At 71.7% G+C, this 12,704-nt stretch carries 13 protein-coding genes; 11 read left to right on the top strand and 2 right to left on the bottom strand.

Annotation, left to right across the window (positions count from 1 at the left end; genetic code table 11):
- Position 1 precedes the first annotated feature (1 nt).
- Genes BLS95_RS11005 through BLS95_RS55545 form a run of 8 tightly spaced genes read left to right on the top strand, consistent with a single transcriptional unit; the run spans position 2 to position 7,197 of the window.
- Positions 2-1,036, top strand: a complete 1,035-nt coding sequence (locus BLS95_RS11005; protein ID WP_090930799.1) for an MCE family protein — start codon at positions 2-4, stop codon at positions 1,034-1,036.
- Positions 1,036-2,073 (top strand): MlaD family protein, encoded by a 1,038-nt coding sequence (locus BLS95_RS11000; RefSeq protein WP_090930798.1) that lies wholly within the window; start codon positions 1,036-1,038, stop codon positions 2,071-2,073. The genes BLS95_RS11005 and BLS95_RS11000 overlap by 1 nt, the downstream gene beginning before the upstream one ends.
- On the top strand, positions 2,070-3,095 hold the full coding sequence (locus BLS95_RS10995) for an MCE family protein (protein ID WP_090930797.1): 1,026 nt from the start codon (positions 2,070-2,072) through the stop codon (positions 3,093-3,095). Before BLS95_RS11000 ends, BLS95_RS10995 begins: the two co-directional genes overlap by 4 nt.
- Positions 3,092-4,117: an MCE family protein gene (locus BLS95_RS10990; RefSeq protein ID WP_090930796.1), complete on the top strand. Its 1,026-nt coding sequence runs from the start codon at positions 3,092-3,094 to the stop codon at positions 4,115-4,117. The genes BLS95_RS10995 and BLS95_RS10990 overlap by 4 nt, the downstream gene beginning before the upstream one ends.
- Positions 4,114-5,559: an MlaD family protein gene (locus tag BLS95_RS10985; RefSeq protein ID WP_090930795.1), complete on the top strand. Its 1,446-nt coding sequence runs from the start codon at positions 4,114-4,116 to the stop codon at positions 5,557-5,559. The genes BLS95_RS10990 and BLS95_RS10985 overlap by 4 nt, the downstream gene beginning before the upstream one ends.
- Positions 5,556-6,404: a hypothetical protein gene (locus tag BLS95_RS10980; protein WP_090930794.1), complete on the top strand. Its 849-nt coding sequence runs from the start codon at positions 5,556-5,558 to the stop codon at positions 6,402-6,404. The genes BLS95_RS10985 and BLS95_RS10980 overlap by 4 nt, the downstream gene beginning before the upstream one ends.
- A 19-nt stretch (positions 6,405-6,423) precedes the next feature.
- Positions 6,424-7,011, top strand: coding sequence for a 4'-phosphopantetheinyl transferase family protein (locus tag BLS95_RS10975; protein WP_090930793.1), 588 nt, complete (start codon positions 6,424-6,426; stop codon positions 7,009-7,011).
- Between the two features lie 9 nt (positions 7,012-7,020).
- A complete protein-coding gene (locus BLS95_RS55545) occupies positions 7,021-7,197 on the top strand; it encodes a hypothetical protein (protein ID WP_176993125.1) in 177 nt (58 codons plus the stop codon).
- Positions 7,198-7,247: 50 nt separating this feature from the next.
- Here the strand turns inward: BLS95_RS55545 and BLS95_RS10970 are convergent, their stop codons facing one another.
- Complete coding sequence (locus tag BLS95_RS10970; protein WP_090930792.1) at positions 7,248-8,180, bottom strand: cation diffusion facilitator family transporter; 933 nt, start codon at positions 8,178-8,180, stop codon at positions 7,248-7,250.
- Positions 8,181-8,263: 83 nt separating this feature from the next.
- Between BLS95_RS10970 and BLS95_RS10965 the strand changes: the two genes are divergently transcribed.
- From BLS95_RS10965 to BLS95_RS57750, 3 genes are read left to right on the top strand one after another with little or no spacing between them, the layout of a single operon-like run.
- On the top strand, positions 8,264-8,722 hold the full coding sequence (locus BLS95_RS10965; protein WP_090930791.1) for a MarR family winged helix-turn-helix transcriptional regulator: 459 nt from the start codon (positions 8,264-8,266) through the stop codon (positions 8,720-8,722).
- Between the two features lie 60 nt (positions 8,723-8,782).
- Entirely contained in the window at positions 8,783-9,427 is a 645-nt protein-coding gene (locus BLS95_RS10960) for an LppX_LprAFG lipoprotein (protein ID WP_090931029.1), read from the top strand.
- Positions 9,424-11,226 carry an MFS transporter gene (locus tag BLS95_RS57750; RefSeq protein WP_245764981.1) on the top strand — a complete coding sequence of 601 codons (1,803 nt, stop codon included), beginning with the start codon at positions 9,424-9,426 and terminating at the stop codon, positions 11,224-11,226. The genes BLS95_RS10960 and BLS95_RS57750 overlap by 4 nt, the downstream gene beginning before the upstream one ends.
- On the opposite strand, the gene aspS is transcribed toward BLS95_RS57750, so the two are convergent.
- Positions 11,227-12,489, bottom strand: coding sequence for an aspartate--tRNA(Asn) ligase (aspS, locus tag BLS95_RS10945; RefSeq protein WP_090930790.1), 1,263 nt, complete (start codon positions 12,487-12,489; stop codon positions 11,227-11,229).
- Positions 12,490-12,704: the final 215 nt, after the last annotated feature.

Raw genomic sequence — 12,704 nt, 5'->3', positions numbered from 1 at the left:
CATGCGGCACGGCTGGGTCCTCGTGCGGTCCGCCCTGTTCGTCGGGACGTGCGTGGCGCTGATCGTGCTGATCGCCGTGCAGATCGCCCGGGTGGGCAGCGGCGGCGGATACCGGCTGGTCGCGACGTTCGACGACGTGTCCGGGCTGGTCGAGGGCGACCAGGTCAAGATCGCCGGGGCGCCGGTGGGGCGGGTGGACACGATCAGGGTCGTCGACGGCCGGGCCGAGGTGACCCTGGAGGTGCAGGACGCGGTCAGGGTGCCCGCCGACACCGAGGCCGCCGTACGCTGGCGCAACGCCGTCGGCCAGCGGGTGATCTACCTGTTGCCGGGCACCGCGCCGGCCCGGCTGGCGCCCGGGGCGCGCATCACCCGTACGTCCTCCGTCGTGGACATCGGCGAGCTGGTCAGCGACCTCGGCCCGCTGACCCGCAGCCTGGACCCCGAGCAGATCAACCAGCTCCTGACCGCCGCCGCCAGGTCGCTGGAGGGCAACGAGCGCAACCTCCCGCGGTTGCTCGACAACGTCAACGCCATCACCACCACGGTCAACGAGCGCAAGGAGACCATCCGGCGGTTGCTGACCGACTACGCCACCGTCACCGGCGTGGTCGCCCGCCGCGACCGGCAGATCGAGCAGCTCGTCGACAACCTCGTGACGCTCTCGGAGGCGTTCGCCGACAACCGCGAGCTGATCGACGACGCGCTGGTGCAGCTGTCCACGACCGTGCGCACCTCCAACGAGGTGCTCGGCAAGAACGCCGACGAGCTGGGCGCCCTGGTGGACAACCTGTCCGGCCTGACCGGTGGCATCCGGCGGCACGTGAACGAGGTCGACCAGGCGGTCAGCACCTTCCAGCCCTTGCTGGCCCGCGCCCACTCCAGCGTCAACCGCGGCCGCTACTTCATCACCGCCATCCCGTGCGTGGCCCTGAGCGCCGCGCCCTGCCCGTACGGGATGCGCAGCCCGCCGCCGCTGCGCAACACCCGCGTCCAGAGCACCGAGGACCTGAGCAGGCTCATGGTGGGCGAGTGATGGCGATCAAGTCCTTCCGTGACCGGAACAAGATCGCCGTCGGCCTGGTGTCGGTGGCCACGATCGCCGCCGTGCTCGTCGCCACGTTCCTGGTCGGCAGCCTGGGGCTGCTGGAGGGCGGATACACCATGTCGGGCGTGTTCGTGGACTCGGGCGGGCTGCGCACGGGCAACGACGTCAGGGTCGCCGGGGTGCGCGTCGGGGAGGTGACCGAGGTGCGCGCCGACTATGCGCGGGGCCACGTGATCGTCACCTGGAAGGTGGCCGACGACGTACGCCTCGGCCGTGGCACCCGCGCCGACATCGCCCTGTCCAACCTGCTCGGCGGCCGTTACGTCAGGCTCACCGGCCTGGGCCGCGCCCCGTACTACGACGAGCTCCCCGAGGACCGCCGGCGCGTCCCGGTGACCAGGACCGGGGTGCCCACCCTCATCAACGACGCCATCAACGACGCCACCCACCTGGTCGAGCGGCTGAACAGCGACGCCGTGGACGACCTGCTCACCGAGCTCGACAAGATCGACCTCGGCAAGCGGGGCCGCGTCACCAGGCTGCTGGAAAACGTCGGCGACCTGTCGGACACGATCAGCGAGAGCGAGCCGCAGTTGCGGCGCCTGCTCGACAACGGCACCAGGATCATGAAGGTCCTGGAGAAGAAGGACAAGCAGATCACCCGGCTCATCGACGCCATCGACGTCATGCTGGGCGAGCTGCGCGCCCGCCGCGACGAGCTGCGCGTGCTCCTCGGCGACGGCAGCGACCTGGTACGGAGCACGACCCGGCTGATCGACGAGCACGAGGGCTCGCTGGTGCGGGTGCTCGACGACAACGCGGCCATCACGACCCGGCTCAGCGGCGGCAACAAGCAGCTCAACTCGCTCCTGGCGTGGGCGGGCCCGACGTTCACCGGCCTGTCCACGATGGGCGGCCAGGGCCCGTGGCTGGAGGCCATCGCCACGGGCCTCGGCCCCATCAACCCGGAGGTGCTCGCCGTCATCAGGAAGGACAGCGCCAGGAACGGGAGGAGCGAGCGATGAGACGGCTGCTCGCGGTGCTGCTGGCCGGCGTGTTCCTGACGTCGGGGTGCTCCGTGCTGGGGGCGGAGCCGCCGTACCGGCTGGTGGCGATCTTCGCCAAGGCGCCCGCCCTGTACGAGGAGGCGCGGATCAAGGTGATGGGACTCGACGCGGGATACGTCGAAAAGATCCGCATTTATGGGGACAAAGTGCGGGTTGACCTGCTGGTGGACCGGCAGGTGCCGCTCCCGGCCGACGTGAAGGCCGTGGTCGCGCCGCAGAACACCCTCGGCGAGCGGAACGTCGTCCTCTACCCGCCGTGGAAACCCGGCGACCGGCGGATCCGGCCCGGGGCGACCATCCCGCTGGAGCGCACCGACCTGCCGGTGGAGATCGACGACGCGCTCGACGCGTTCACCAAGCTGACCGACGCGCTCGACGACCGCAAGCTGGGGAACGTCGCGAGCGACCTGGCCGACGGCGTCAGGGGGCGGGGCAAGACGATCAACAACGCGATCGCGGACACCTCCGAGCTCACCGGCGTCCTGGCCGAGCAGGACCAGCAGCTCGTCGACCTGGCCAAGGGCCTGAACAGGCTGGCCACCACCCTCAACGAGCGCGAGACCCAGGTGACGGGCGCGATCGACTCCTTCGCCGAGGCGAGCGCGATCCTGGCGGAGGAGCGGCGGCGGCTGCGCGGCTTCGTCACCAGCATGGCCGGCTTCGTACGGCGCGGCGACGTGCTCATCGAGCAGTATTCAGAACGGCTTCCGCAGGCCGCCGGAACCCTGGCCGAGCTGGTGCTGACGGTCAGGGCCAACAGCGCCTCGACGGCGCGGGCGGTCAAGGGCGCCGCGGACTTCGCCGACGTGATGATCGAGGCGTGGGACCGGGAGCAGCACGTGCTGAAGATCCGCGTGGTGCTCAACGCGATGACCAGGGCGTGGCTGACGCCGCTGTTCGACTCGCTGGGCCTGGGCCGGGTGCCGTGCCTGCCGGCCGGGCTCAGCAACTGCCCCTTCGAGCAGGGGAGGCGGCGATGAGAGCGCGCCTGCCGGCCGTGCTGGTCGCCCTGGGCCTGACGGCCTCGTGCTCACTGCAGACGCTCGGCGCCACCACCGGCGACCTCACCCTGTACGCCACCTTCGACGACGTGCAGAGCCTGGTCGCCGGGCACAGCGTGCAGATCTCCGACGTACGGGTGGGCACGGTCACCGACATCCGGTTACGGGGTTACCGGGCCAGGGTGACGATGTCGGTCCAGTCGGAGCACCGGGTGCCCCGGGGCAGCACCGCCACCGTGGCCAAGACCTCCGTCCTGGGCGAAAACTACGTCCTGCTCACCCCGCCACGGGGCAAGGACCTGGCCACGGGCCCGTACCTGGGCAACGGCGCCACCATCGCCTACACCTCGGTCGAACCGGACATCGAGCAGGTCACCGCGAAGGCCGGACCGCTCATCGAGGCGCTCGGCGCCCAGGACGTGAACGCCATCCTCGACGCGGCCTCCACCGCGTTCGCCGGCCGGGGCGACGACGTGAACAAACTGATCAAACAGACGGCCGAGGTCACCGACGCCTACGCCGCGGCCCGCCAGGACCTGGGGACCAGCATCGACGCCCTGGCCAGGCTGGGCGACGACCTCGCCAGGGGCGGTTCCGAGCTGGACCGGCTGCCGGGCACGCTCGCCTCGGCCACCTCCCGGATCGCGCACGGACGGCAGCACGTGAAGAGGACCATCGTCGCGCTGACCGCGCTGGCCAAGGAGGCCAACCTCACGGTCTACCCGCGCCACGCCGCCCGGCTGCGCACGCTGCTGCGCGAGCTGGCGGCGATCTCCACGGCCATGCAGCGGGGCAGGGAGGACCTGAAGGCGCTGGTGGTGAAGCTGCAGAAGTTCATCGACACGCCGCCGATCACGGTCAACGGGCAGGTGCTCATCTACCTCTGGCTGAAGGGGGTACTGCTGCCCCGGGGCGGCGGCGGGCCCGGCGGTGTGCTCGCCGACGGGCCGCTGCCGAACCGGGTGGAGGACTTCCGTCTGCTGCTGGAGCCGCCGCGATGAGAAACCGGATCTACCTGAATCTCGGGTTCTTCGTGGCGCTGGGGATCGTCATGACGGTCTGGGCGTTCAGCACGATCATCCGGCTCGACGCGATCGAGCGGCCGTACCGGGTGTCGGCGGAGTTCGTCTCCTCCCCCGGGCTGATCCCCGGCTTCGACGTGGCCTATCTCGGGGTACGGGTGGGCAGGATCGGCGACGTGCGGCTGGCGCCCGGCGGGATCGTCGTGGGCCTGGACATCGACCGGGAGATCCGGCTGCCGAAGGGCGTCACGGCCGAGGTGCGGCGCAAGTCCGCGATCGGGGAGCCGTACGTGGAGCTGTCGCCGCCCCGTACCGGCGTGACCGGGCCCACGCTGGCGGCCGGGGACACGATCCCGCTGGCCAGGACGTCGGTGCCGCTCGATTACAAGAAGCTGTTCGAGGGCGTGGGCAAGCTGCTCAACGCGGTGCCGCCGCGGGACGCCAAGGCGATCACCCACGAGCTGGCCGTCGCCCTGGACGGCCGGGCGCCGGCGATCAGGAGCATCATCGACGACGCCCACACCCTGACCGGCACCCTCGCCGACAACGCCGACGTGCTCGACGACCTGTCGGTGCAGCTCACCCGGCTCACCCACACGCTCGCCGGCAAGCGGGGCGAGCTGGCGAGCGGGATCACGGACCTGAGCACGGTGACGGCCACCTTGCGCGCGTCACGTACCGACCTGAACGCCTTCCTCGACCAGGGGCCCGGGGTGTTCGCCCGGCTGGACGAGGCCGTCAAGAGGTCGCGGCCGGGGTTCTCGTGCCTGCTGACGGCGGTGGGGCTGCCGCATGAGCCGGTGTTCTCGCCGGAGACCGAGCGGAACGTGCACCACCTGCTGAGCATCATGCCGACGGCGCTGAGCCTGGCCGACGACGTCAGCGACCGGCACGGTGACACCGTCTACGGCAGGGCGTCGTTCATCTTCAGCGTGCCGGGCGGGCCGCAGCCCGCCGAGGAGTACGCGAGCGCCGTCGGCCCGCCGCCCGTACCCCGGCTCCGGACCTGCCCCGCCCCGCCGCCCACCGGCCGGGACGGCGACGAACCCCGGACCGACGCCCGGGACGCCGCCCTGGGCCGCGAGCGGGACACCGAACAGAACAACACCCCGAACCCCGGCGAGGACGCCGAGCAAGGCCCCGATCCGAACACCGAGCAAAGCGCCGGTCCGGACGCCGAGCAAGGCGCCGATCCGGACGCTGACCGCCGCCGTGCCACCCCCGGGCCGGACCGGTCCGAGCCTCCGGCGGCGGCCCAGGCCGGGCAGCCCGGCCAGACCGCCGCCGACACCGCTTCCCGTACCCCACCGAACCCCGCCCCGCTGATCGCCGCGATCTTCCTCGCCGTGCTGGCCGGCGGTGGCATCGTGGGCTGGATCTCGGCGGGCCGGGCCGCCCGCCGCCGTGAGGAGTCAAGATGACCACCAGGCAGGACCTCACCGAGGACACCCGCACCGAGAAGCCCACGGACACCACCGCTTCTGAGGGCGACGCCACCGCCGCTCACGAAAGCGACGCATCCCCTCACGAAGGCGACGCATCCGCTCCCGGACGCGACGCCTCCCCTCAGGAAAGCGATGCCTCCGCTCCCGGACGCGACGCCGACGCGCCTGGAGGCGACGCCGACGACCCCGTGCCGGGCGAGGATCGTGAGACGGCGGAGACCGGCCCCGATGACAAGCCGGAGGGCAACGGCACGGGCGGCGGCCGTTTCACCCGGGTGCGGGTCGTCGGGGCGCTGGCCGCGATGCTGGTGGCCGCCATCGCCGCCACAGCCGTCCTGCAGGGGATCTCCGCCGCCCGGGCCGAGGACGCCCGCGCCAGGCTGGCGGGCGAGCGCGCGTCGCGGCTGGAGGTGTCCGGCGCGGCGAGCGCGTTCAGCACGGCCCTGCTCAGCTACGACTACCGTGACCTGCAGACCACCCGCTCCACCCTGGCCGCCCAGGCCACGGGCGACTTCCTGAGCACCTACGACGAGGCGTTCGGCGGCGCGATGGCGCAGGTGATCGTTAAACTGAGGGCGACCGCGCGGGCCACGGTGCGCGAGGTCTACCTCGCCGAGGTGGGCGAGGCCACGGCGCGCGCCATCGTCGTGGTCGACCAGCAGGTGAACACTTCGGAAGCGATTCGCTCGGTGAAGGACTCGCACTTGAAGGTCAGTATGGTGAAGGAGCAGGGTGTCTGGAAGGTCCACGACGTGACCGTGCTCGGCGCGGCCGCGGAGGATCAGTACAACCTCGACGGCGACGAAGAGAAGAAGGACTGAGACGATCGTCCCCCTGGCGATGGGCGGCCTCCCCGAGGAGGTACGCGCCCCCGAGAAGTGGCTCACCGAGGTGGAGCGGGAGCGGGCCGCGCGGTTCAGGTTCCCGGTGGACCGCGAGAGTTTCGTCGCCGCCCACCTGCTGGTGCGCGTCTGCGCCGCCGCCGTGCTCGACAGCGAGCCGGAGGAGCTGACGCTGCTGCAGCACTGCGACGTGCACGGCCCCGGGCACGGCAGGCCGTACATCGAGGAGGCGCCCAGGCTGGGCGTCAGCTTGAGCCACACGCGCGGCTACGTGTGCGCGGCGGCCGGTCCCGGCAAGGTCGGCGTGGACGTCGAGCACGTACGGCCCGGCCCGCTCGACGCGCTGCTGGCCGACCGGGTGCTCACGCCGCGCGAGCGCGCGCTGGTCACCGGCAACGACGAGCTGATCAGGCACTGGACGCGCAAGGAGGCGCTGATCAAGCGCGGCGAGCTGGAGCTCGGCAAACTCAGCACCGGGGGCGACGACCTGACCGGCCGTCACCTGCTGGAGTGGAGCGTGGGCCCCGACCTCCGGGTGGCCGTCATCACGGACACCCCCGCCAGGAGGGCGCCCATCCCCGGATAAAGTTGCCCCATGTTCTACCGCAAGTCCGTCGAGGAACGGATCGCCGACCGGATAGCTCAGCGCAGGCCCCTCGAAGACGGCAAGACCTTCGAGCACGGCCCTGCCAAGTTCGTGTTCATCTCCTTGATCGTCGCGGTGGTGCTGATGCACGTCGTCGGCGTCGCCATCGTCATGGCATTCTCCTGATCCCGAAGCTCGCACCGGCCTGAGCGCCGAGTTCCTGGCCCTGCGGCGGCTCAGGTGCGGCGGTGGCCGGTCGGGGTGGGGTCGAGGAAGACCTGGGCGATGCCGGGGATGTGCGCGCGTAGCCGGCGATCCACCTCGTCACAGGCCCGCTCGACCCCGGCGGCGCTCGCCTCGTCCCTGAAGTCGATCTTGGCGCCGACCAGGATCTGGCCCGGGCCGATCATCATGGTGAGCAGCTCCACCACCTCCTCCACCTCCGGCTGGGCCGCCAGCACCGCGCGGATGGCGGTCTCGACGTGCTGCGGCGCGGCCTGGCCGATGAGCAGCGACAGATTCGACCGGATCAGGGTGATCGCGACGCCCAGCAGGAGCAGGCCGATGACCACCGACGCGGCGCCGTCCCACAGGGCCGAACCGCTGAGCTGTGAGCCCGCCAGCCCGCAGGCCGCGATGACCAGGCCCAGCAGGGCTGCCGCGTCCTCGAACAGTACGGCCTTCAACGCCGTGTCCGAGGTGACGCGCACGAGTTGCACCGGAGACAGGCGGCGTCTCATGGCCTGGCCCTGGAGCTGGGTGTACGCCTTGCGGAAAGAGATAGCCTCCAGCACGAACGAGACCGCCAGCACGATGTAGGCCGGGGTGAGGTTCGACAACCTCTCACCGTGGCCGATCTCGTGCACCCCGTGCGTGATGGCGAACCCGGCCCCGCCGACCAGCGTCGCGACGGCCGCCATCATGGCCCAGAAGAACCCGGCCTTGCCGTGCCCGAACGGGTGCCGCCGGTCGGCGGGCCGGCCCGCACGGCGTACCGACACGAGCAGCAGCAGCTCGGTCACGGTGTCGGCGGCAGAGTGCGCGGCCTCGGACAGCATGGCCGCAGAGCCGCTGATGAGGCCCGCGGCGAGCTTGGCCAGCGCGATGGCCAGGTTCGCCGCGCCCGCCACGAGCACGGTGCCCAGGCTCTCCCCCGACTTCTCCGCCATGCTGCCCACCCTATGGGGGTGGACCTGCGGCGGGTCGCCACCGGGGCACGCTGCCCGCGCGTACGTGCGCTAGATTAGGGATCATGAGCGCGCCTCGCTGGCTATCCAGCGCCGAACAGCGTGCCTGGCGTACGCATCTAGCGCTGCACAAGCTCCTCATGCACCGGCTCGACCGCGAGTTGCAGGAGCACTCACTCTCGTTGAACGACTACGAGATCCTCGTCAACCTGTCGGAGAGCCCGGAGCGCCGCATGCGCATGAGCGACCTGGCGGACGCGACCATCCAGTCGCGCAGCCGGTTGTCTCACCAGATCTCCCGCATGGAGGCCAAGGGGCTGGTCACCAGGGAGGACTGCCGGGACGACCGGCGCGGCACGTTCGCGGTGCTGACCGACGAGGGCTGGGAGACGATCCAGCGGGCGGCGCCGTTCCACGTGGCGAGCGTGCGGGAGCACTTCGTCGACCGGCTCACCGATGACCAGCTCGACGCGATCGAGGCGGCATACCAGCCGATCGTGGAGCACCTGAAGAAGCTGCGCTGACATCCAACCGATATGGATGACGGCGCGCGGACGTTCCCGGGCGCTCGCTACGATCCGCTCATGCTCAGAAAGCTACTGATCGTGGCCGTGCTCGCGCTGGTGTCGGCGTGCTCGTCGGGCGCCGGGGGCGAGTTGCCCGCCGGGCCTGACCTGATGACCAAGGCCGCGGCGGCCATGCGGGCCGTCAAGTCGGCGAGCTTCTCGATCTCGACCGAGGGCAAGCCGCAGGTGCCGGTCAAGAAGGCCGACGGCAGGCTCACCGCCGCCGGGGACGCCGACGGCACGATCACCATCGACATCCTGGGCACGTCGCAGGAGATCAGCTTCGCCGTCGTCGGGGAGACCGTGCACTTCAAGGGTGTGACGGGCGGGTTCCAGCAGATGACGCGGGCCCAGCTCGCGCAGTTCTACGACCCTTCGGTGATCCTGGAGCCGACCAAGGGGATCTCCCAGTTGCTGACCTCGGCCACGGAGCCGAAGGTCGAGGCCGTGGAAAGTGGCTCATATCGGGTGGCCACCACGTTCCCCGGGCAGGTCGTGGGCCAGATCATCCCGGGGGTCACGACGAGCGTCAACGCCAAGATCTGGATCGAACAGGCCACCAGCAGGCTCACCAAGGCCAGCCTGCCGCTGCAGAACGGCACGGTGACGGTGTCGTTCAGCGACTATGACGCGCCGGTGACGATCACGCCGCCCGCCGGATGAGGCGCGCCCGCCGGGTCGCGCTCGGCGCCGGGGGCGCGGTGGTGCTGCTGGCCGCGCTGGACGCGTACGTGGTGGTGACGGTCCTGGTCGGCATCGCCGAGGACGTGGACATCCCGCTCAACCACCTGGAGCGGGCCACCCCGATCGTCACCGGGTTCCTGCTCGGGTACGTGGCCGCGATGCCGCTGCTCGGCCAGCTCTCCGACCGCTATGGGCGGCGGCCGCTGATCCACGCCTGCCTGGCGGCGTTCGCCCTGGGTTCGGTGCTCACGGCGCTGGCGGCCGGTGAGGTGATGGTGGTGGCCGGGCGTACCGTGCAGGGGGTGGCCGGTGGGGCGCTGCTGCCGATCACGATGGCGCTCATCGGCGACCTGTGGCACGAACGGGAGCGGTCGGTCGCCCTGGGGGCGGTGGGGGCGGCTCAGGAGCTGGGAAGCGCGCTGGGGCCCCTGTACGGCGGGCTGCTGGCGCAGGTCCCCGCGGTCGTGGTGGCGGGGGTGGAGCTGGGCGGCTGGCACGCCATCTTCTGGATCAACGTCCCGCTGGCGGCCCTGGCGGCCGTGGCGGTGCAACTCACGGTCCCTGGCCGCACCAGGCATTCCCGAGCCGACAACACGACCTCCCCGGACACCGCCGGCGCGCCCCCAGCCGCAGGCCCACCGGACGCCACCGCGGCACGGCCGGTGGGCGCACCCGGGCACACGGACCTGAGCCAGGCGACGAGCCCCATCGGACGAGCAGATGCGGGGCAGACAGACGCGGCCCAGACACACGCGGACAGGCCAGGCGCGGCCCAGGCGGACGCGGACAGGCCGGGCGCGGCCCAGGCGGACGCGGACAGGCCGGGCGCGGATCGGGCGGGCGCGGATCGGGCGGGCGCGGGTCCGGGGGTGGGTGGTGGGAGGCGGGTGGATGGGGTCGGTGGGGTGTTGCTGGCGCTGGCGCTCGGGCTTCTCGTCGTCGGCCTCTACAACCCCGACCCCGCCAAGGCCGTCCTACCGCCCTGGGGCCTGCCCGTGATCGCCGCCGGCGCGGTGGCGGCAGGGCTCTTCGTCTGGTGGGAGATCCGCTCCCCCGTCCGCCTCCTGGACCTCTCGGGCACCCGCAAGGGCCCGCTGCTGGCCACCCTGGCCGTGAGCTTCCTGGCCGGGTCGGCGCTCCTGGTGACGATGGTGTTCGTCCAGCTCACCGGGCAGACCCTGCTCGGCAAGGACGAGCTTGCGGCGGCGCTGGTGCTGGCCAGGTTCCTGGCCGCGCTGACGGTCGCCGCCCTGCTCGGCGGCCTGCTGGCACGCAGGCTGGGCGACCGCGCGGTGGCCGTGGCGGGCATGGTGGTGGCGACGGCCGGCTACTGGCTGATGAGCCGCTGGCCGCTCGACCTGGCCAACGCCGGCCTCGCGGTGGATCTCGCCCTGGTCGTGGCGGGGCTGGGGCTGGGCCTGGTCATCGCCCCGGTCTCGGCGGCGGTGCTGCGGGTGAGCCCGGCGGCCCAGCACGGGGTCGCCTCGGCGGCCGTCGTGGTGGCCAGGATGATGGGCATGCTGATCGGCATCGCGGCCGTGTCGGCGTGGGGTTTCTACCGGTTCCAGTCGCTGACCGCGGACCTGGACACGCCGCTGCCGTTCGGCGTGGACGCGGAGACGTACCAGCGGCGGCTGGCCGACTATCTCGCGAAGGTGCAGGCGGCACTGCACACGGAGTACACGGAGATGTTCCTGGTCACGGCTGTCATCTGCCTGGTGGGCGCGGCCGTGGCACTGCTCATGCCACGCCGCGCCCAGCAGGTCGAGTCCCGCTGACTACGGCGAGAGGCGGTGCAGGTCGCGGGGGAAGGCCGTGGTCTGGCGGATGTTGGCGGCGCCGGTCAGCCGCGCCGTCCACCGTTCCAGCCCGAGGGCGAACCCTCCGTGCGGTGGCATCCCGTACCGGAAGGCCTGCAGATACCCCTCGTACGCCTCCGTCCCCTCACCCCGGGCGGCCAGCGCCTCCACGTAGTCCGCGTACCGGTGCAGCCGTTGCCCGCCCGTCACCAGCTCCAGCCCTCTGAACAGCAGGTCGAAGCCGTTGGTGTAGCCCGGCCGGGCAGGGTCGGGATGGGTGTAGAAGGGCCGTTTGGCCATCGGGTAGCCGGTGACGTACAGGAACTCCGAGCCGTGCTCCCGCAGCGCCCACTCCGACAGCCACCGCTCCTGCGCGGGCGACAGGTCGGGCTCCGCGGAGCCGGTCAGCCGCTGGGCCTCGGTGAAGTGCACGGCCGGGATCTCGGCGGGCACCTCGGGCAGCGTGACGCCGAGCAGGTCGAGGGCGGCCCCGGCGCGGTGGCGTACGGACTCCAGCATCCCGGCCACCGCGTCCCGCAGCACCGCCATCACGTCCCGGTGGTCGCGGACGAAGCCCAGCTCGGCGTCGAGGCTGGTGTACTGGGCCAGGTGCCGTACGGTGTCGTGCGGCTCGGCGCGGAAGACCGGCCCCACCTCGTAGACGCGCTCGAACACCCCGACCAGCGCCTGCTTGTAGAACTGCGGCGACTGCGCGAGATAGGCGGGGCGGCCGAAGTAGTCGATGCCGAAGACGTTCGCGCCCGACTCGGTGGCCGAGGCGACGATCTTCGGGGTGTGCACCTCCGTGAACCCCAGCCCGTCGAGCGTCGCCCGGAACCCGGCCACGCTCGCGGCCGAGATCTCCAGCGGCGCCCGCAGCCGCGGATGCCGCAGCGCGACCGGCGCGTGGTCGAGGATCGTGGGCAGCGCCGCGCCGACGACGGGCCGGTAGAGGTCGAACGGCGGCGCCACGCAGGCCCGCGCCAGCACCTCGACCTCCGGTTCGACCAGCTCGAACCCGCCGGGCGCCTGCGGGTTCGCGGCCAGGGTCCCGGTGACCTCGACGACGCTCTCCTCGCCGGGCAGGTCGCCCGCGCCCACCACCTGGGCGAGCCCGGTACGGTCCCTGACGACGAGGAAGGACACGGATTTCAGTTGCCGGCGGCGATGGACCCAACCGGCGATCGTCACTCGTTGGCCGGCGTGCTCAGCGAGCTCCGCCGACATGACACGAGAGATCATTACAGCTCCTCACGAGGAATTGCATGACCCCTTGGGAGTGCGGGGGAGAAGGGAGCTCCCGGTGCCACCGCACTTTCGCCGCCCCGGAGAGGCGGCCTCGACGACCCGATGACGGGGGTCAAGCCGGCGGGGCATTTCCTCCCCGCACTCGGGAGTGTCTTCGCCGGCCAGCTCGGGGCCGCCTTCGCAGCTGTGGGCGGCTCTCTGGGCCCGAA

It is taken from the genome of Nonomuraea jiangxiensis (genome assembly GCF_900099965.1).
Classification (GTDB): domain Bacteria; phylum Actinomycetota; class Actinomycetes; order Streptosporangiales; family Streptosporangiaceae; genus Nonomuraea; species Nonomuraea jiangxiensis.
The sequence above is the reverse complement of the archived record's forward strand: the minus strand, read 5'-3'. Positions and strand labels throughout refer to the sequence as shown.